General features: G+C 41.8%; 23 protein-coding genes. All 23 read left to right on the top strand.

Features of this window, described 5'->3' with window-relative positions:
• Positions 1 to 4 precede the first annotated feature (4 nt).
• Positions 5 to 733, top strand: coding sequence for an elongation factor P 5-aminopentanone reductase (ymfI, locus tag PAENI_RS17105; RefSeq protein WP_042194125.1), 729 nt, complete (start codon positions 5 to 7; stop codon positions 731 to 733).
• A 136-nt stretch (positions 734 to 869) separates the two neighbouring features.
• Entirely contained in the window at positions 870 to 1,133 is a 264-nt protein-coding gene (locus PAENI_RS17100; RefSeq protein ID WP_042189396.1) for a DUF3243 domain-containing protein, read from the top strand.
• Between the two features lie 176 nt (positions 1,134 to 1,309).
• Positions 1,310 to 2,077 (top strand): DUF3388 domain-containing protein, encoded by a 768-nt coding sequence (locus PAENI_RS17095; protein ID WP_042128818.1) that lies wholly within the window; start codon positions 1,310 to 1,312, stop codon positions 2,075 to 2,077.
• Positions 2,078 to 2,125: 48 nt separating this feature from the next.
• Entirely contained in the window at positions 2,126 to 3,088 is a 963-nt protein-coding gene (locus tag PAENI_RS17090) for a helix-turn-helix domain-containing protein (protein ID WP_076285441.1), read from the top strand.
• 79 nt (positions 3,089 to 3,167) lie between these two features.
• Positions 3,168 to 3,329, top strand: a complete 162-nt coding sequence (locus PAENI_RS31875; protein ID WP_179085813.1) for a hypothetical protein — start codon at positions 3,168 to 3,170, stop codon at positions 3,327 to 3,329.
• Between the two features lie 201 nt (positions 3,330 to 3,530).
• Positions 3,531 to 4,022 carry a YajQ family cyclic di-GMP-binding protein gene (locus PAENI_RS17085; RefSeq protein WP_042128814.1) on the top strand — a complete coding sequence of 164 codons (492 nt, stop codon included), beginning with the start codon at positions 3,531 to 3,533 and terminating at the stop codon, positions 4,020 to 4,022.
• A 153-nt stretch (positions 4,023 to 4,175) separates the two neighbouring features.
• The gene (pgsA, locus tag PAENI_RS17080) at positions 4,176 to 4,763 is read left to right on the top strand and encodes a CDP-diacylglycerol--glycerol-3-phosphate 3-phosphatidyltransferase (protein ID WP_036688397.1); all 588 of its coding nucleotides are present in this window, start codon (positions 4,176 to 4,178) and stop codon (positions 4,761 to 4,763) included.
• A gap of 109 nt (positions 4,764 to 4,872) precedes the next feature.
• Positions 4,873 to 6,159, top strand: a complete 1,287-nt coding sequence (locus tag PAENI_RS17075) for a competence/damage-inducible protein A (protein ID WP_042189391.1) — start codon at positions 4,873 to 4,875, stop codon at positions 6,157 to 6,159.
• A gap of 299 nt (positions 6,160 to 6,458) precedes the next feature.
• Positions 6,459 to 7,526 (top strand): recombinase RecA, encoded by a 1,068-nt coding sequence (recA, locus tag PAENI_RS17070; RefSeq protein WP_042128809.1) that lies wholly within the window; start codon positions 6,459 to 6,461, stop codon positions 7,524 to 7,526.
• A 165-nt stretch (positions 7,527 to 7,691) separates the two neighbouring features.
• A complete protein-coding gene (locus PAENI_RS17065) occupies positions 7,692 to 8,423 on the top strand; it encodes a regulatory protein RecX (RefSeq protein ID WP_149646120.1) in 732 nt (243 codons plus the stop codon).
• Positions 8,424 to 8,739: 316 nt separating this feature from the next.
• Positions 8,740 to 10,284, top strand: a complete 1,545-nt coding sequence (gene rny, locus PAENI_RS17060; protein WP_370510565.1) for a ribonuclease Y — start codon at positions 8,740 to 8,742, stop codon at positions 10,282 to 10,284.
• A 142-nt stretch (positions 10,285 to 10,426) separates the two neighbouring features.
• Positions 10,427 to 11,221, top strand: a complete 795-nt coding sequence (locus tag PAENI_RS17055; RefSeq protein WP_076285442.1) for a TIGR00282 family metallophosphoesterase — start codon at positions 10,427 to 10,429, stop codon at positions 11,219 to 11,221.
• A 200-nt stretch (positions 11,222 to 11,421) separates the two neighbouring features.
• Positions 11,422 to 11,682, top strand: coding sequence for a stage V sporulation protein S (locus tag PAENI_RS17050; RefSeq protein WP_019910496.1), 261 nt, complete (start codon positions 11,422 to 11,424; stop codon positions 11,680 to 11,682).
• 148 nt (positions 11,683 to 11,830) lie between these two features.
• Positions 11,831 to 12,796 (top strand): dipeptidase, encoded by a 966-nt coding sequence (locus tag PAENI_RS17045; protein ID WP_149646119.1) that lies wholly within the window; start codon positions 11,831 to 11,833, stop codon positions 12,794 to 12,796.
• Positions 12,797 to 12,934: 138 nt separating this feature from the next.
• The gene (pduL, locus tag PAENI_RS17040; RefSeq protein WP_149646118.1) at positions 12,935 to 13,507 is read left to right on the top strand and encodes a phosphate propanoyltransferase; all 573 of its coding nucleotides are present in this window, start codon (positions 12,935 to 12,937) and stop codon (positions 13,505 to 13,507) included.
• Positions 13,508 to 13,839: 332 nt separating this feature from the next.
• Positions 13,840 to 15,180, top strand: a complete 1,341-nt coding sequence (locus PAENI_RS17035; protein WP_149646117.1) for a DEAD/DEAH box helicase — start codon at positions 13,840 to 13,842, stop codon at positions 15,178 to 15,180.
• Between the two features lie 137 nt (positions 15,181 to 15,317).
• Positions 15,318 to 15,917, top strand: coding sequence for a hypothetical protein (locus PAENI_RS17030; protein WP_149646116.1), 600 nt, complete (start codon positions 15,318 to 15,320; stop codon positions 15,915 to 15,917).
• Between the two features lie 29 nt (positions 15,918 to 15,946).
• On the top strand, positions 15,947 to 16,261 hold the full coding sequence (locus PAENI_RS17025) for a hypothetical protein (RefSeq protein ID WP_149646114.1): 315 nt from the start codon (positions 15,947 to 15,949) through the stop codon (positions 16,259 to 16,261).
• A 132-nt stretch (positions 16,262 to 16,393) separates the two neighbouring features.
• Positions 16,394 to 17,308 (top strand): phosphotransferase, encoded by a 915-nt coding sequence (locus PAENI_RS17020; protein ID WP_149646113.1) that lies wholly within the window; start codon positions 16,394 to 16,396, stop codon positions 17,306 to 17,308.
• 280 nt (positions 17,309 to 17,588) lie between these two features.
• Positions 17,589 to 17,918: an HIT domain-containing protein gene (locus PAENI_RS17015; protein ID WP_149646112.1), complete on the top strand. Its 330-nt coding sequence runs from the start codon at positions 17,589 to 17,591 to the stop codon at positions 17,916 to 17,918.
• A 168-nt stretch (positions 17,919 to 18,086) separates the two neighbouring features.
• Entirely contained in the window at positions 18,087 to 18,494 is a 408-nt protein-coding gene (locus tag PAENI_RS17010) for a GNAT family N-acetyltransferase (protein WP_149646110.1), read from the top strand.
• 212 nt (positions 18,495 to 18,706) lie between these two features.
• Positions 18,707 to 19,396 carry a 5'-methylthioadenosine/adenosylhomocysteine nucleosidase gene (locus PAENI_RS17005; RefSeq protein WP_149646109.1) on the top strand — a complete coding sequence of 230 codons (690 nt, stop codon included), beginning with the start codon at positions 18,707 to 18,709 and terminating at the stop codon, positions 19,394 to 19,396.
• 408 nt (positions 19,397 to 19,804) lie between these two features.
• Positions 19,805 to 19,957, top strand: a complete 153-nt coding sequence (locus PAENI_RS31870; protein ID WP_188114605.1) for a hypothetical protein — start codon at positions 19,805 to 19,807, stop codon at positions 19,955 to 19,957.
• Positions 19,958 to 20,636: the final 679 nt, after the last annotated feature.

Genomic DNA, 20,636 nt, shown 5'->3' with positions numbered 1-20,636 from the left:
GGAAATGACAGTGCTCATTACAGGGGGAAGCGGAGGGATCGGCGGCGCCATTGCGGAACGATTTGCTTCTGTGGGGATGAATATAGTTATTCATTACAAACACTCACATGAAGCTGCGAATGATGTCGCTCGGCGTTGTATGGCCCTTGGCGCAAAGGTAATGACAGTAAACGCGGATATGAAGGATCGTAGTCAGATTGTACGTATGGCTGAAAAGCTTGAGAGTAATGGGATGCAGCCGGATATTCTCGTCAATAATGCCGGTAAATCGCATTACGGAATGCTAGCTGATGTGACCGAAGAGGAATGGGATGACATTATGTCCATTAACTTGAAGGGAACCTTTATGTGCAGTCAGATCTTTATGCCGTACATGGTGTCGCAACGTTATGGTCGTATTATCAACGTTTCTTCCGTATGGGGAATCACTGGAGCTTCTTGCGAAGTAGCTTATTCGGCTAGCAAAGGTGGAGTGAATGCCTTTACAAAGGCTTTAGCTAAAGAACTGGCTCCATCTGGTGTAACGGTTAACGCGGTAGCTCCAGGAGCGGTTAATACGAACATGCTGTCCAATTTACAGGAGGATGAAGTCCGTATGCTGGAGGATGAGATTCCAGTAGGGCGTTTGGCTACGCCTAATGAAATATCTTCACTAATTTATTTTTTGGCTTTGCCTGAGTCCGGGTATATCACTGGTCAGATTATTAGTCCAAATGGTGGATGGATTACCTGATCTTCAGTTGGAGAAAAGCTCCAGCATAATAACTTAGCTTCTAAGACATATTATAAGTGTTGTTTTTAAATCTCACGTAAGGCGGCTTACAGCCTGTATGCAGGTGTTTGACCGTAAACATGAAGGAGGATTTAAGATGACACAAGAAGATAGCGTAATCAAAAATTTTGACACCTGGAAGAAATTTCTGGGAAAACGAGTTGTACAGGCGGAGAAACTTGGGATGAGTGAAGACACAATCTCAAAGCTGGCTTTTGAAATTGGGGAATTCCTCGATGAAAAAGTGGATCCAGCAAACACTCAAAACCGTGCAATCAAAGAGCTATGGGACGTCGGCAACGATGAAGAAAAGCAGACGATTGCTAAACTCATGGTCAAGTTGGCGAAAAATCACGCCTAAGCTTGCGGAAAAGCTCCCCTTGTGGGAGCTTTTCTGCAATTATTACAGGACTGACCTTGCCTTTCATTTTTATTTTATATATCATTAACATGACCCGTGTTTCAGATCGCTTTGTCTGAACGGCATTTTTTTGATGTATATCAAAGTGCGGGAAAAGGAATCTATGAGGTGTACAAGTGGAATATAAACAATGGTATATGGAATACAAGATTCACAAGAACAGACCCGGTCTGCTTGGTGATATCGCTTCAATGTTAGGGATGCTAGAAGTCAACATTCTGACGATTAATGGCGTTGAAGGAAAGACTCGAGGAATGTTGCTGGAGACCAATGACGATGACAAAATAATGCTGATGGGCGAAATGCTCAAGAAAGTTGATAATATTACAGTTTCAGCTCTGCGGTCTCCAAGACTCGTAGACAAGCTGGCTGTGCGCCATGGGCGATATATTGAACGGGATTCAGATGATCGGAAGACGTTTCGTTTTACTCGGGATGAGCTTGGTCTATTGGTCGATTTTCTCGGGGAACTGTTTAAAAAAGATGGAAATCAGGTAATAGGACTTCGAGGTATGCCCCGTGTAGGAAAGACGGAATCAATCATTGCTGGCAGTGTCTGCGCGATGAAGCGTTGGACATTTGTCTCCTCGACACTTTTACGTCAAACGGTTCGAAGTCAATTAGCAGAAGATGAGATGAACCCACATAATGTATTTATTATTGATGGTATTGTTAGTACGATCCGCTCTAATGAGAAGCATTATAATTTATTACAAAATGTTATGAGTATGCCAAGTACGAAAGTGATCGAGCATCCAGATATTTTTGTGCGGGAATCTGAGTACACCTTTGATGATTTTGATATTATTATCGAGCTTCGCAATAATCCAAATGAAGAAATATTGTACGAGTCGTTTACGACTAGCTACAGTGATGATTTATAGAACAAGAATGAACAATGATATTCATTGAAATTTACAGGAGGTGATGGTATGTCGGAACTGGGCCGGCAATTGAAAGAGGCGCGTCTGCAAAAAGGGATGAGTCTTGACGATGTCCAGGAAGTAACGAAAATTCGCAAAAAGTATTTGGAAGCCATCGAGTCTGGAGACTATAAGGTGCTTCCAGGAAGTTTTTATGTTAGGGCGTTTATCAAAACGTACGCAGAGGCAGTAGGGATGAGTCCTGACGAACTGCTAGAGGAGCATGGGAATGTACCTGCCCCTCCCGAAGACACAGCCATGGAAACGGTCATTCAAAAACGCAGCCGTAGACCTGAAACCGAACGGAATGCAAAATGGCTGCCAACAGTGCTAATGTGGACATTTCCAATATTAATTATTGTTGTGATTTACATTTATGCATCTAGTTTGAACAAACCGGACCCTGATCAGATTGATCAGACGAATCTGACGAATGAACAGCAGGATCCTACGACTGCTCAAACATCTCCACCGGCTTCAGGAGGTGGAGTTGTGGCGCCAACTTCTTCGGCAGGAACAGAAGCAACAACTGAACCTACTGCAGAGCCAACGCCATTACCAACACCTACGCCTTCCCCGCAATCCATTACAGTTACACCGGATGGGAAAGCAGGAAAAACAACAAAATTCAAGGTTTCAGCTCCGGCTGGAAGTGAAGTGAAGGTTGAGATTTCTGCTACTGGGGTAAGCTGGCTTGAGGTGTATAAAGGTGAGAACTCTAAAGGTGAAAAGCTCTCATTTGGTAACACAGCGGCAGGAGATCGTATGAGCTTTGTACTTGGAAGTGAAGGAATGTATATTAAATCTGGTTATTCACCAGCTACTGAGATTACTGTCAATGGACAAGTGATTACGGATGAAAAGACCTCATCTCGTCTGCTACTTAATCTGGATGATGGTACTGGAAGTGAAACGACCCAGAATGAAGGTACCACCGATACTACTGACCAGACTAATGAAACAGGCCAATAAGAAAAATGATGCATAGACTTTGGCTTTGCGGGGAACATAAGACTGTTTCTAGTTCTTAGCCAAAGTGGGGTGTACATTCATGATTGTTAGCTGGGTTGTAGCTGGACTTGGGGTTATTGTCAGTCTTATCGGATACTATATGACACCAAGTGCTTGGGGTTATGGAATTCTCGGGTTCGGTCTTGCACATATCGTGCTTGGAATTCTGGATATGTTTCGAAGCCCGCTTCGAAGCAGATAGAGAATTTAGAATGTGCGTCTCCGAGGATATTTTCCTTTGGAGACGTATTTCTACCTGAAACACAACTCATTTCGAAGGAAAAGCTCCACTATGTGGGGCTGTTTTCTGTGTCGGGTGAGGTACATATTATCCAATATTAGACTTAAGGGTATCATTCTTTTATAATAGTAGCAGACTAAAAAGTACAAAGGACGTGTAGTTATGAGTTCAGAAAGTTCATTTGATATCGTATCTAAAATGGATATGCAGGAATTAACCAATGCGATCCACCAAACAGAGAAAGAAATTGACAACCGCTTTGACTTTAAGAACAGCAAGAGTAGTCTGAAGCTGGAGAAAGACGCACTTATTATCGCCTCTGAGGACGAATATAAGTTAAACGCTGTTATTGATATTTTACAATCGAAGATGGTGAAGAGAGGTATCACGCTGAAAAACTTGGATTTCGGCAAAGTGGAGCCCGCTTCTCTGGGTAGTGTTCGTCAGCGTTTAGGTCTTAAGCAAGGGATTGATCAGGAGAACGCAAAAAAAATTAACATCCTGATTCGTGATTCGAAATTAAAGGTGAAAAGCCAGATTCAAGGAGATCAGATCCGCGTAACTGGTAAGAGTCGCGATGATTTACAACAAATTATCCAGATTTTGCGTAAAGCTGATTTGCCGCTGGACCTGCAGTTCAACAACTTAAAATAGCATTTTGTACCCCGCAGTGCTTATCAGCGCCATTATGCGGGGTGCTTTGTATTTTTTTTGACACCTATTTATAGCTATAATATACTTGCTTAAGTAGAAATAGATGAGCCTGACTCAGGCAATTTGTATGAACGATTTAGGGGAGGAACTTCAGTGAATTTGCCCAACCGCATCACGCTAGCACGTATTTGCCTGATCCCGATTATGATGTTTTTCTTACTGGTGGATTTCAGTTTTTATCCAGAACCGATACATTGGGGCTCTTTTCAGCTATCTGTTAATCATTTGGTGGCAGCTGTAATCTTTTTGCTTGCAGCGAGCACAGATGGAATAGATGGCTACATAGCAAGGAAATATAATATGGTCACCAATCTCGGTAAGCTCCTTGATCCGTTAGCGGACAAGCTGTTAGTTTCTGCAGTTCTGATTTCACTTGTGGAATTGGGCAGATGTGATTCATGGATCGCAATTGTTATCATTAGTCGTGAGTTCGCAGTAACCGGGCTTCGCCAGATAGCATTGTTAGAGGGAAAAGTGGTTGCCGCCAGCAAATGGGGTAAGATAAAGACGGTTGTACAAATTGTAGCGATCTCACTGCTGTTGTTAAATAATTTCCCATTTCAATTCGTCAGCATTCCTGTAGATGATATTGCCATCTGGGCTGCAGCCTTGATCACTATTTACTCTGGAATTGATTATTTTGTGAAGAATAAGGATCTATTACAGCTGCATAATGCTTAAGCATTTTAGGCAGCTACATATAGGAGAGGTAATAGGTAAAGCACCTATTACCTTTTTTAAACCCTAAAAGCAGTGTATCTACATTATAACGAGGAGGCGAAAGCCAGGTATGAAAGCGGAGATTATTGCAGTAGGCACGGAGCTTTTGCTCGGTCAAATCGTAAATAGTAATGCCCAGTTTTTGTCTATTGAGCTAGCTGCTATTGGGATTGATGTATATTTTCAAACCGTAGTTGGGGATAACAGCAGTCGCTTGCAGCAAGCCATTGAGATCGCTCAAAGCAGAGCGGATGTTATCATATTTACCGGTGGTATTGGTCCTACAGAAGATGATCTAACGAAAGACGCGCTGGCTGCTTCCTTAGGTCGCACACTTCATATAGATCGCTTGGCAATGGATCATGTACAACGTTTCTTTGATGATCGAAAGATTGTAATGACGGAGAATAATCGTAAACAGGCACTTATAATTGAAGGAACTACACCGTTGCCAAATGAGATTGGTCTTGCTGTTGGCATTGCTTTTGAGCATGAAAAGAAATATTATATTGTGCTTCCTGGTCCGCCTCGCGAGATGAAGCCGATGTTCGTAGATAAAGCTGTACCGTGGCTCCAGCAGCACGCTCTAACGACAGAAATGCCACTTTATTCTAAAATGCTTAAATTTGCCGGTATCGGAGAATCACTGCTTGAGGATAAGCTCATTGATCTTATTCACAGCCAGACAGACCCAACCATAGCTCCTTACGCTAAAGAGGGAGAGGTAACCGTTCGTATTTCGACAAAGGCGCCTTCCGAGCATGAAGCTTACAAGAAGCTGGAGATTCTGGAGAAACAGATCAAAGAGATTTTGCCAGAACATTTATATGCAAATATTGACGTGCCACTGGAGCAATTGATTGTGGATTGGATGGCGGATGCAGGTCTGACTTTAAGTGCGGCAGAGAGTTGCACTGGAGGCTTGCTGATGGAGAGTATAACTAACATTCCAGGCAGTGCTTCGATGTTTGCGGGAGGAATCGTCTGTTATTCCAACGACCTGAAGAAAAAACTTCTGAATGTGCCAAGTGCTTATTTGGAGGGGCCAGATGCTCCAGGGGCAGTTAGTCGTGAAGTTGCCGAGGTGTTAGCTGATCAGGTGAGAATGATCGCAGATAGTGATTTCGGTTTATCTGTAACTGGTGTAGCAGGACCAGGCTATTCTGAACGTAAGCCAGTCGGACTTGTATTTATTGGTTTAGCTGAACGCGGGCGTAAGACAGAGGTGTATGAGCTTAATCTTAAAGGTACACGTGAAAATATACGACTGCGTACTGTTAAAGCTCTGTTGTATCGTCTATGGCGCAGACTTGAGGAACGGAAGGTGGAGACACCTCTTGAAGGCTCAGACTTGTAATGGGAGATTAGCCCAGTTATAATTGAGACATACGGAAGAACCGTGGCACTGAGATTTCTTTGCTGCGGTTTTTTGTATATCTGCGGAGATTTTGATCGCTGTTTTGATTTTGATCATAAGTCGTTGATGTCCGGTGAAGTAGAGAAATCAGTTAACTTCTATGTCCGGAGGGAGGCTTACAATAAAAGGGATAATTAACGCTTGAGACAAAAAAAACGAATGTATGTTCGAAAAAAAGCTTGGCAAGACCTCAAAAACACGTTATTATATTATTATAAACAGTGAAGGAAGTGGTCTGATTGTCAGATCGTCGTGCAGCGCTTGATATGGCGCTTCGTCAAATAGAAAAACAATTTGGTAAAGGTTCGATCATGAAACTGGGAGAATCCACTCATATGCAAGTGGAAGTTGTACCTAGCGGATCTTTGGCACTTGATATTGCGTTAGGTATAGGCGGACTTCCAAAGGGTCGTATTATTGAAGTATACGGACCTGAATCCTCCGGTAAAACGACTGTTGCTCTTCATGCTATTGCAGAAGTGCAAAAACAAGGAGGACAAGCTGCATTTATCGATGCTGAGCATGCGCTCGATCCGAAGTATGCACGTAACTTGGGCGTAAACATTGATGAATTGTTGCTATCTCAGCCAGATACGGGTGAACAGGCACTTGAGATTGCTGAAGCACTTGTCCGTAGTGGTGCAGTAGACATTATTGTCGTTGACTCCGTAGCTGCGTTGGTTCCTAAAGCGGAAATCGAAGGCGATATGGGTGATTCTCACGTCGGCCTACAGGCTCGTTTGATGTCTCAAGCGCTTCGGAAGCTATCTGGTGCCATTAGTAAATCGAATACAATTGCTATCTTTATTAACCAGCTTCGTGAGAAAATTGGTGTTATGTTCGGTAACCCTGAGACAACCCCGGGTGGTCGGGCGTTGAAATTCTACTCTTCCGTACGGTTGGATGTTCGTCGTGTCGAAAGTATTAAGATGGGTAACGACGTTGTAGGTAACCGCACCAAGATCAAGATTGTGAAGAATAAGGTAGCACCTCCATTTAAACAAGCTGATGTTGATATCATGTATGGTGAAGGGATTTCCAGAGAAGGAAGTCTTGTAGACATCGGTACTGAAATGGACATCGTGAATAAGAGTGGTGCATGGTATTCCTATGAGGGTGAGCGTCTCGGCCAAGGACGTGAGAATGCCAAACAGTTCTTGAAAGAACATCAAGATATTGCACTCATCATTGAGAACAAGATCCGTGAAGCAAGTAACCTGTCCACTATTGTTGCTGCACCAAATGAAGCGGAAATCATTGCAGAGCAAGAGGAAGAAGAAAAGCTACTTCTCGAAATCGAACAATAGAATTTACTAAGGAATAGGACGCCCTGTGATTCATTGTTGCAGGGTGTCTTTTCTTAACAGTGTAAGAACATATATATTTGGGGTCCCCCCAAAGTACCTGAGTACGCACCGAAGTTAAGCCGCACTTTGTGGGGATATTTTATTGCTATGAGGTGACAAGCGACTATGGTAATACAGCTGGATATGGATTTTGAATCGGATGAGCAGGACGTACAGGTCCTATCTGATTTTCCTGATGGAGAACTTTTAGAAATTACTAAGGTAGAACGTCAGAAGAAGTCGGACCACCGCTACATCATACATTTCGGAGCCTATAACATGACTGTACACGAAGACGTCATGATTAAATATCGGATGATTACTGGAAATTCTTTTATGAAAGCCGATTTGGAGGAAATTGTTGTTGCTGATGAGCGACAACGAGCTTATGTAGAAGGACTTCGTTATCTAGAACGTAAGCCACGTACCGCTATGGAAATGACTCGCCGTTTACGGCAGAAGGAAATAGGGGAGACTATTATTGCGGAAGTGGTGCAACGGCTACAGCAGGAAAGATTTCTTGATGACCCCTTGTATGCAAAGCAATGGGCGGAGCAACGCATTACGAACCAGCGAAAAGGGAAAATGTGGATTCGCCAAGAGCTACGTGAGAAAGGAATCGACAAAACCTTGATCTCGGAAGCACTGGAGAATGTCAGTCCTGAACAAGAACTAGAGAGTGCACTTCAGATTGGTCGTAAGAAATGGAATCTTATTCGTGGTGAAGCCGCAGATAAGCGTAGAAAGACTGGAGCCTTCTTAATGCGGCGTGGATTCTCGGGTGATATGGTGCGACAAGTGATCAATACTTTACTTGAGGAAGACAATTATGAGGGTGAAGATGAGGAATTTTACTAGACTCACTGATTCTCTTGACATTAATGCGTATATCGACTCTCTTGACAATGTCTTTTTATAAATAATAAAATATAACATGAATCGGCATAAAGTAAGAATCCTTTTTCCTTCCCAAAAAGGTGACTTTTTAAAACGGTTCGCGTACAACTCATATGAAATGTAATCGCCGGATAAGGCGGGCAGTGTGCATGTGCAGCATGTGCAGTATGGCAATCGGTTGTTTACCGGTTTTTTGTATGGTGATGAACGGATAGTTTAACAACTGCACAATTCCCAGGGGTATACCTTGGAGAGGAACCAACGAGGAGGTGAACAGATGCTGGAATCATGGATCTGGGTCATTATCGTTCTCGTTGTAGCTGCAATATTCTTTGGGTTCGGTTATTTTATTCGTAAATCCCTTGCAGAAGCTAAAATTCAAAGCGCAGAAAGAGAAGCTGTTGTCATCGTAGAAAATGCGAAGAAGGACGCTGAAGCGCTGAAGAAAGAAACGGTATTGGAAGCTAAGGACGAAGTCCATAGAATCCGTACTGAAGCTGAGAAAGAAACTCGTGAACGTCGGAATGAAATCCAACGGCAAGAGAGACGTTTGCTGCAAAAGGAAGAATCTCTGGATAAAAAAATGGAATCGCTTGAAAGAAAAGAAGAACAAGTAGCTAACAAAGAGAAACGAATTGATGAAACCCAACAACAAATTGATGTTATTTACAAAAACCAAGTCACTGAATTGGAACGAATCTCCAATTTAAGCATCGAAGATGCAAGAAGTATTATTCTTAGCAATGTTGAGCAAGAAGTTCGCCATGAAACGGCTCAAATGATCAAAGAGATTGAACAGCAGGCGAAAGAGGAAGCGGATAAGAAATCCCGCGAAATCATCACACTCGCTATCCAACGCTGTGCAGCTGATCACGTAGCGGAGACAACAGTTTCAGTTGTTACCCTGCCGAACGAAGAGATGAAGGGGCGGATTATCGGTCGTGAAGGCCGTAATATTCGTGCACTCGAAACTCTTACAGGTATCGACCTCATTATTGATGATACGCCGGAAGCAGTTATTTTGTCGGGATTTGATCCGATCCGCCGTGAAGTGGCCCGTACGGCACTTGAGAAGCTTGTGGCAGATGGACGTATCCATCCCGCTCGAATTGAAGAGATGGTGGAGAAATCCCGCAAAGAAGTGGACGAACGAATTCGCGAATATGGTGAACAAGCTACTTTCGAAGTGGGTGTTCACGGATTGCATCCAGATTTGATCAAGATTCTGGGTCGTCTGAAATTCCGTACAAGCTATGGTCAAAATGTATTGAAGCACTCCATGGAGGTTGCTTATTTAACTGGACTGATGGCCGGTGAGCTTGGGGAAGACATCGTGCTTGCAAAACGTGCAGGATTGCTCCATGATATCGGCAAAGCGCTGGATCATGAAGTAGAAGGATCGCATGTTGAGATCGGCGTTGAACTAGCGAAGAAATATAAGGAACATCCGGTTGTTATCAACAGTATCGCGTCTCATCATGGAGATTGCGAAGCTACCTCGGTTATTGCTATGTTGGTTGGTGCAGCTGATGCATTGTCAGCAGCAAGACCTGGCGCTCGCCGTGAAACACTGGAAACGTATATTAAACGTCTAGAAAAACTGGAAGAAATCTCAGAGTCATTCGAAGGCGTTGAGAAATCATTTGCTATTCAGGCGGGCCGTGAGGTACGCGTGATGGTACAGCCAGAGAAGATTGACGATGCAGAGGCATTCCGTCTAGCTCGCGATATTACGAAAATGATTGAAAGTGAACTGGATTATCCAGGACATATCAAAGTTACCGTTATTCGTGAGACACGGGCTGTTGAATACGCTAAATAGGTGGAATATAAGGTTAAGGGATAAGATGTAACTTATACTTTCTTATATTTGTTGAGAATTGGCCCCTAAGCGGGGCCTTTTTTCTTTTGAATATAAGGTCTTATCCATTAGATATAGCGGTTAAGATTAGGAGGAGAGAATCATTAAAGTACTATTTATTGGAGATATCGTTGGAAATGTTGGCAGAAAGGCTCTTCGTGAGATGTTGCCCTCACTAAAAAGTAAATATCAGCCACATATCATTATTGTTAATGGTGAAAATTCTGCTGCCGGTAGAGGGATCACCAAGGCGATCGCTAATGAGTTTTTTAACTGGGGCGTTCACGGTATAACTATGGGAAACCACACATGGGACAACAAAGATATTTTTGAGTTCATCGATGATGAGGCTCGGATTATTCGTCCCGCTAATTTTCCGCCAGGAACACCGGGAAGAGGTTATACAGTCGTTAAAGGGAACGGTAAAGAACTGGCCATAGTAAATTTGCAAGGCCGGACATTCTTACCTGCTATCGATTGTCCTTTCCGTGTTGGGGAAGAAATTGTGGAAGAGCTTCGTAGAGATCACAAATGTATTTTAGTCGATTTCCATGCAGAGGTAACCTCTGAGAAAATCGCCATGGGATATTTTATGGATGGTCGCGCATCGATTGTTGTTGGGACACATACTCATGTTCAGACAAATGATGATGTGATTTTACCAGGAGGAACTGCGTATTTGACCGATGCGGGAATGGTTGGTTCAAGCGAAGGAATTCTGGGTATGGAAAGAGATGCAGTACTTTATAAGTTCACAACTCAGCTTCCAGCACGATTTGTTGTCGATGAAGGCAAGTGGCAGCTTCACGGTTTATTTGCAGAATTAGATGAAAATACTGGTGCGGCAACTCGTCTGGAGAAGATACGGTTACGTGAAGGTGAATGGGTTATGAGCTAAACGTAGAACAGAGTATGGTTTAATCCGGGTAATTTCGCTGAGTTAGGGTAAAGTGTGATATTTTTAATATCATAAAAGAGTATCTTTAATACCGTTTTTGGAAGACGTGGTCCGTAAAAAGAAGGAATTATTTCTTCTCTCGCGAATAACATCTAAAGTAGTGGAAGAACACCATTATTTTCCCAGGGGAGGTACTTACTATGGATGTATTAAAAGTATCAGCTAAATCCAATCCAAATTCCGTCGCCGGCGCATTAGCGGGTGTTCTTCGTGAACGTGGATCGGCCGAGTTACAAGCTATTGGAGCTGGAGCACTGAATCAAGCAGTCAAAGCAGTTGCCATTGCCCGGGGATTTGTTGCACCAAGCGGAGTAGATTTGATCTGCATTCCTGCGTTCACTGATATAGTGATTGATGGGGAAGATCGAACCGCTATTAAACTGATTGTTGAACCCAGATAATAGACCTATAGAATGATTGAGCCTGTTTACTTTTGTAAACAGGTTTTTTGCTTTTGATTTATAGTCTGGCGTTTTTTTGCATAGTATCTGAAATAGGCATTTGGAAATGAAATGAACGGCTGGGACTGTGAGAAAGTGGGGTTGTAAAATGAGGGCTGATAAGTTTAAAGTAGCAGATTTCCATTGTGATGTGCTAAGCAAAATGCAAGCCTCCCCGGAAATAAATTTTGACAATGATCCTCGATTAGATGTTACTGCAGAGCGGCTGGCTTCTGGCGGAGTGGAGTTGCAATGTTTTGCAATATTTCTTTCAACTAACAGAGGAAAACCAAGCTTTGAACATGTTCTAGGGCAAATTGATCTCTTTAGGCAAAAGATAGTGAACACAGATGGGCTTCAGTGGTTACAGTGGAAGGAGCAAGTAGGGAATCGATTAGTAGGCGCACCTCCACAAGCAATGCTCTCTCTGGAGGGCGTAGATGGCTTAGAAGGGAACTTGTTTTATGCTCAGCTCTGTTTCGAACTTGGAGTACGGTTTCTTGGTGTGACTTGGAATTATGCGAACTGGGCAGCAGATGGTGTGCTAGAGCAACGTAATGGTGGATTTACGGAAAAAGGGAGAAAGCTGATAGAATGGTGCAACGAAAGTGGAATGCTGCTTGATGTGTCGCATTTGTCACAAGCGGGGTTCTGGGAGTTGGCTGATTTAAGCAATCTTCCGTTTATTGCTTCCCATTCGAATGCCTCAGCTATATGTGGGCATGTTAGAAATTTAAATGATGAACAGATCAAAGCTTTGATTGCAATGGATGGAAGAATGGGCCTGACCTTTTATCCGTGGTTTGTAAGTGATGATGGGAAGGCTCGTATGGATGATTTGTTAAAGCACATTGAACATGTATGTAGTCTCGGCGGTGAGAAGCATATGATGTTTGGCTCGGATTTTGACGGCATTGATACTTGGGTAGAGAAGTTGGAGCATCCGGGAAAATACCCTGATCTTATAGAGCAGCTCCTTCGTTATTATCCAGAGGATACTGTGAAAGGCTGGATGTATGAGAATGCGACCTCTTTTTTAAGCGCAAATCTGCCCTCTCAGGTGTCTAAACCATGACAATCTTGTGCAAAAAACATAAATTGTCGAAAAAAGGGGCTTCCTTATGATGCAGCCCTTTTTATTTTTGGGTAAGAAGATGTATAATGATTAATGGCTTGTACAGATACTAGAGAAAATACAAGGAGTGACTTTACAATGAGTAAGACTGTACCCGTAGGTGTGTCGGCTAGACATATTCACCTTACGCAAGAGCACGTGGAGGCTCTGTTTGGCCCAGGATATCAATTAACTGAGTTCAAACCACTTTCCCAACCAGGACAATTTGCAGCAAATGAACAAGTAGCAGTTATCGGTAGCAAAGGTAAATTTGACAAGGTAAGAATTTTGGGACCTGCTCGTCCGGCTTCCCAATTAGAAATTTCCCGTACTGACTCCTTCGCACTTGGCGTGAAAGCTCCAGTTCGCGAATCTGGAAATATTGAAGGAACACCTGGCATTACGCTTAAAGGACCTGCTGGTGAAGTTGAATTAGAACAAGGCGTTATCATCGCAGCTCGTCACATTCACTTCCACACTTCTGAAGCTGAAGCTTGGGGCATTGCGGATAAGCAATTGCTTAAAGTTCGTCTCGGTGGCGACCGCGGTCTCGTATTGGAGAACGTAATTGCTCGTGTATCCGACAGCTTCAAACTTGATATGCATATTGATACTGACGAAGCTAATGCTGCTGGTGCCAACAATGGCGACACTGCTGAAATCGTAGAATAGTCTTCATACGAATGATAAGAAGCGGGGGAGAAATCCTCCGCTTTTTTTGTTGTGTGTTGGGAAACGTTATTTGCTGATACGCATACTTAAACATTTTTCGGACTGTATAGCAGCTATTTCGGTAATGTGATGTGTTTTGCTAAGGTATCGGACTGCATAGCTCTTATTAGTTATTAATTGTACTGGTATCCTGAAATGGATTTTTAATGAAAATTGGTGTGATGATAAAGAATATCTATTATTATGTGACTAATTGTGTTATGATTATTGTTTATGACGTGACAAATGGATTTAATGTTAAGAATATATGTATTAGAAATTAAGGAGACCCAATGACATTTAACGAACTGAATATTATGCCTGCGATTTTAAAGGCTTTAACCAAAGAAAACTATACATCACCTACACCTATACAGGAGCAATCGATCCCAGCTGTATTAGCAGGTAGAGATTTACTTGGATGTGCTCAAACGGGAACAGGAAAGACAGCTGCATTTTCTGTACCTATTATTCAATTATTAAGCGAACAAACAAGTCCCAATAAATCAAACAATGTGCGACGCATTCGCTCGCTGATCTTAACACCGACAAGAGAACTAGCGATTCAAATTGCTGATAACATAAAAGCGTATAGCCAATTCACAGATATCCGCTCTGCTGCCATCGTTGGCGGTGTATCACAGAAAGTACAAGAGCGTGCCCTGAATCAAGGTGCTGATATCTTAATTGCTACACCAGGAAGACTTATCGACCTGATCAATCAAAAACGTGTGGATTTACAGTATGTCCAAATTCTTGTCTTGGATGAAGCTGACCGTATGCTAGATATGGGCTTCATCCATGATGTGAAGCGAATTATCGCCAAAATGCCAACGAAGAAACAAACACTGTTCTTCTCGGCAACGATGCCTACTGAGATCTCCAAATTGATCAAAACTTTGCTTGTGAATCCAGTAAAAGTAGAAATCACACCCGTGTCATCTACTGCGGATAGAATCGATCAATCGATCTATTTATTAGAGAATGGAAATAAGCAGAATCAATTGAATCTTTTGTTACAGGATAAATCAATCATTTCTGCGCTGGTGTTTACTCGTACAAAACGTGGTGCGGACCGTGTTACACGCGATCTAGCGAAAGTGAACATTTCTGCACAAGCCATTCACGGCAATAAGTCGCAGAATGATCGTCAGAATGCATTGCGGAATTTTAAAAGTGGTGCAACCCGCGTTCTTGTAGCTACGGATATCGCCGCGCGAGGAATTGATATTGATGAGTTGTCTCATGTAATCAACTTCAACTTGCCGAATATTCCAGAAACCTATGTGCACCGGATCGGTCGTACGGGTAGAGCTGGATTAAGCGGGACTGCAATATCTTTTTGCGAATCTGAAGAGCTTCCATTCCTTAAGGATATTGAGAAATTGATCGGAAAATCGATTCCAGAAGTGAAGGATCATCCGTATCCGATGTCTCGTAAAACGCAGATGAAGACAGAAAGATCTTCGAAACCATCAGGTTCGAGATCTGCATCTTCTAAACCATCGACTTCCAGACCATCAACAGCTAAACCAGCGGCATCAAAACCTGCCAAAGCAAAACCTAAGTCTAACCCTCCACTAAAGCCAAAGTCCGAGTGGTTCACTAAAGGAAGACAAACGAGCAGCAGATAAGTACTTTGAACGCTGTACGTTTTTTATAGTAAGACTTCAAAACCATCAGTGAAATCTGATGGTTTTTTTGTTAGTTGATGATAAGGTGAATTCAAGATATGGTATAGTTTTTGTAATATTAGGGTGGGGTGGAAGTTATGAAGAAGATATTTAAGGCACCTAATTCGATCGTATGCGAAGAAATCATTCCGAGTATTTTTAACTCATGGGACAAGGATGCTTTGTTACTTCGAGTAAATAATGGGAGTGGAAAGTTAATAACTAAATTTGGGGTGGATAACTCTGGTGAGCCGTTTAATGTTCTTATGCTGGATAATAAACCTTTAATCAACAGTTTTGGGTATGAACTGTATTGCCCTACTTGTGCCAAGGTATTAAGTATTGGATTAGGAAGAGGAAATGCGACTACCAGTTTGATTGATAAAGTTAAAGATTCACAAGAGGTAGGGAATGACCTTAGTACTGCATTTGAAAAGGTTAAACCTCTGCTGAGTATTCTAGAAAATGGATATTATTTGGTGTCTTATATAGAAATGATACTAACTAATGGAGAAGGTGAGTTTTTTTGGAACTTATCTACTAAGCAAAGAACGTATAATGCATCCGCTGATTTTTTTTACAAGTACCATTCAAGCACGGGGATTCCAAAATTCCTTTTACCTTCTCAACGAATCGATTGTTTAAACATTGAAAGAGTTATGAATATAGGGAGCAAATTAAAAATGGGGAGATCATGACTGGGCTCGCATATTATTATGAAGGTTTTATGAGTACATTAATTGACGGACATCATAGGTCCACTGCTGCATACATAGAAAATAAAACTTTAGAATATCTAACTATACTTAAAGTTTCGGGTTATGGAATTGATAGTCATGAGCCAAAACATTTTTATGTTAGTAGTATGGGATATGAGTTCAAATTTCTCAAAAATAATAAGAAAGTCTACAACAATTTAAAAAAGGATTTTTCTTCGAAAAAAGCTAAGCTTACAGCGGAAGAGATTCAGTTCATTATTGAAGACTGCGAGAAAATTAAATGTGAGAGAGAAGTGTCAAATGAAAATAGAGTTCTAGACTGAAAAATAAAGTGTTAGACTCGGCAAATAAAGTATTAGACTGACACTGCGTTATTAAGCTAACGGGCAGTTATGCGTAACTTCCAGGGAATGTAAACATCTAAATAACGTAAGGAACGAGGAGGCAGACAATTCATGGGAGGAACGAATGTATGGGATGCGGAGTGGGAGGTTAACGAAGAGCAGGCGCGGACGCTGATCGGCAGACAATTCCCTCAGCTGTCATCGAAGCAAGTGAAGCGATTGGGCTGGGGCTGGGACAATACGGTTTTTCTCATCGGTGACGAGTACGTGTTCCGGTTTCCAAGAAGAACGATTGCAGTTGGCTCGATTCGTATGGAAGGGAAGCTGCTGCCGAAGCTGGAGGCATATATGACCATCTCCTATCCGAAACCGTTGTTTTATGGCGAAGCAAGTGACGAATACCCGGCACCATTTCTTGGCTATGCCTACGTGCCAGGAGATTTCCCCATCGGTTTGACGGAAGAACGCCGGGCTTTATCGGCAGAGACGCTGGCGAAATTTTTGCGGAGATTGCATGAGTTTCCGGTGCAGGCGGCGCTGAACTGCGGAGTTCAGCAAGATCATCGAAGCTTGACGGACATAGCATCGCGCAAAGTGAAATTGGAGGGCTTTCTATCGAAGGTGGTTGAACACTTGTCGCCGGAGGAGTCCGGTGTGATCGAAGCGTATATTAGCAGGCTGCAAACGGACCATGTCGAGGCGGTGAATGCACTGCTACATGGCGATCTTCATTTCAAAAATATGCTTGTGAATGAGAACGGGATCGTTTCCGGCATCATTGATTGGGGCGATCTGAGCGTAGGCCATCCGGCTTGCGATTTGAGCGTTGCTTACAGCTTTTTACCACCTTACGCCCGCGGCGTGTTTTTCGAAACTTACGGAGGAGCGGACGAGGAAACGAAGCTGCTGGCGCGGCTGATCGCGGTATACATCCCCGTACTGATCTTGATGCAAGCGGTCGATGACGGGAATGAAGCGATTGCGGCAGAGGCGAAATCCAACATCATGCGAGCACTGTCGGATTAGGCTCATTATTTCGTTGCAGCTATGGGGCTATGGCTATCGGCACCATTTTGTCGTTTAAAGGCCGCGATAAGGTACGATTCGCCTTCTCTGATGCCGCTTTATGTTGAGGAACACGAAATTCAACAGAGTAAGTCGTTGCGCTAACTGGGAACGATAGTTGAATAATACAAATTGATTTGCAGGAGCTACGGTATCCTGCTTTTTTCATTGAACTAACGGGCAGGATAGTTACAAATAATGACGAATGTTAAAATGAGAAAAGTAAGAAGGAGGAGATTTGATGACTGAGGATTTTTATTGCGATGAGGTGTTAAGTGGTCGTACTTATGTAAAGAAAGTACTTGAAACTGATAACGTTCTTGCGTACCATCACACTCGCCCTTTTTATCCCGTTCACATTATTACAATTCCAAAGAGGCATATCTCATCTCTTTTAACACTAGATGAGAGTGACAACGCCCTCTTAATTGAATTGATGGACGTTGTTAAAAAAGTAGCATCTAAAGTGCAGTCTGAGTATGGGGCTTGTAGGGTATCGACTAATTTAGGAAAATACCAAGACTCAAAGCATCTTCATTTTCATGTGATTTATGGTGAGCCAATACGCTAAATCATTTTATTCTTAGTTGTTGATCTAACGGGGAACGTTAGCTCAAACACGATAAGCCAGACGTCAGTCAACTCGATCGGCTGCCTTTATTCAACGGCAGGATAGCTTAACATGTGTCAAGAATACGTAACATCTGTAAGATCATCTAAATAAGGAGTGGTGCTTCTTATGATTAGTTTAAAAAATTATGAAGACTTAGGTGAATTGAAGCTTTTAATGGCTGAGTGTATGTGGGCTAATGATGAAAGAATTGATAATGAACTTAAAACATACATAGACAATCATTCACGGGAATTAGTTGGGAGTTTAAATAATGATGAACTAGTAGGGCTAATTGGATTCATATACGAATCAACTAATGAAATAGAACTTAAGCATATTGCAATTAAAGCCAATTATCGTGGTAAAGGTATAGGCAGTGAAATGATAAATGAGTTCATAAAAACTAAAAAGAATGTGAGAATAAAGGCAGAAACCGATAAAGATACTGTTGGCTTCTATAAAAAAATTGGTTTCTCGATAACAAGTTTGGGAGAAAAATACCCAGGAGTAGAGCGGTTTGAATGTATTTTTTAAGTCACAAATAATTCAAGTGATCATTACGCAAACGGGGAATGGTTAGCATCATGAAGAACAAGCAGTCGGTATTAGTGGCTACCTGTTTAACTATCGGGCAGTTTAGTTGCATAAAAAGGAAAATCCCCCTAAATCAACGAATACTATGTGTTGATCCGTTGGAATTTGTGTGTATGATTAGGTGTTATTGAAAATAAAAGGTGGTAATTTCAATGAAGATAGGTATACTGGGTCCTTCTGAAGATGAAATTAATCCGTTTATCGATAAACTAAAAAATCAGACAATCACAAAGCATATCATGCTAAATTTTTATTCAGGGCAATATCATGATGTGTCGGTAGTAGGTGCTTTTTGTGGGGTTTGTAAAGTAAATGCTGCAATAGCTACCCAAGTATTGATCGATAAATTCCAGGTGGATTTAATCATTTTAACTGGTGTAGCGGGTTCATTAAACGATAATCTTAAATTTGGTGATGTAGTCGTATCAACTGAAGTCGCTCATCATGATGTGGTTCCTGAGATTATTACTGAATATCATCCTTGGTTAGAGGATCAATACATAAAAGCTAATGAAGCACTAAAAGGAAAATGTATTAGGATAATTAAATCTGAAAGACTCGGTTTTACATGCCATTTCGGAAGAATCATAACTGGTGAAACATTTATTACCCATCAACAAAGAAATATATTGATTGAGAAACATCAAGCTATGTGTGTAGACATGGAAAGTGCCAGTGTCGCCCAAGTGTGTTACGTAAATAATGTTCCATTTATTGTGATTCGAGCAATATCGGATAATGCTGATAGTGAAGCGCCGGAAACTTTTGAGTGCAACGTGAAAACTGCATCATTAAATTCAATTAAAGTTGTAGAGAATTTACTAATTTCATTACTAAATTAGTCTCCTAGAACCCTCCATCTAGAAAAAAACGACGTATTGAACTAACGGGGAACGTTAGTCTAGAGATCCTGGGAGCAGTTTGCCACCGCGGCAGCTGCTCATTCTGTCGTTAAGCTATAGGGCAGTATAGCGTGGTGTTGCCTTGTTGAACTATTAGGCAGTTAAATGCGGTATTATCTGGTACGATTATCCATAAGAGATGAGGTGCCTTTATCAAGAAGAAATATGCTTTTCTAATAGTTTCCATAATTATTATTTGTGATGGCTTATACAAAACCAAGTAGTCAAGATTATGATAATTACCTCCAAAAGGTTCACGGTCTTAAATGTTACAGTTCCGAAAGCTCAAATTGCTTTCATACTATTAATGACTTGAAATCATCAAGTCTCACACATGAGATTATTTTTATGACAGCAGAAACAAAAATTTTTGGAGAGGCAGATAATAAAATACGAGTAGTAGGTATTTTCAATCATTTTTTTGTAATAGAAAATCGTCATCATCCTAAATCAGATAATAACAATAATATCGAAGTTCCGTTAAGCTCCCATGAAAATTAAAATAGCTCAAAACTAGTAAAAGAACATAAGAAAGAAAACCCAGAAAAACACTTTTTTAAAAAAAGGCTGAGCCTTATGTGTACTTAAATAAAGTTAGGCAGACAGAAAAACAACAAACTTCGTTCTACAATCACTAAAGACTAGGCTGGTGCAAAAACCAGAGTAGGATTAATCTCCCATGAGTGCTTCCCGAAAGGGAGCGACAATCTGTGATGCACCGGGGTCGTTGGAGTCAGACTAACGGATGGGCTCTAAGGCACCATAGCTCATCGACCTTCTTCGCCAGCCGTAGTAGCAGTATTGACTGATTTTATCCATTTTCATCATCTGTGATGCGGCACTTGCGCTGCATATATGGCTAACGGGAAACTATAGTTCAACACTGAGAGAGGCTGTCGCTAGGCAGCTTTTCGTTACGCTAACTGGCAGAATAACATATCTTCAACTGTTTTCATTGGGAGATTTATTCTATAGGTTAAGCGGTAATTAATCGGCTCATATTCTTGTCATCCGACAATAACGCGGCAGCTGCTCCCCTGTTTCATTGAGCGGGCAGGATAACGGAGTAAATCGAGATACGATATAGGTGTGCTAATTGCTCAAAGTGAGGTGTCTAATCAATGGGACTGTTGAATAAAATTGAAGTCGAACCGATGAAGAGTGAGTACTGTAAAGTTGA

The organism is Paenibacillus sp. B2(2019) (assembly GCF_008370385.1).
In the GTDB taxonomy this organism is placed as follows: Bacteria; Bacillota; Bacilli; order Paenibacillales; family Paenibacillaceae; genus Paenibacillus_AQ.
This window is presented reverse-complemented; position numbering and strand designations above follow the sequence as displayed.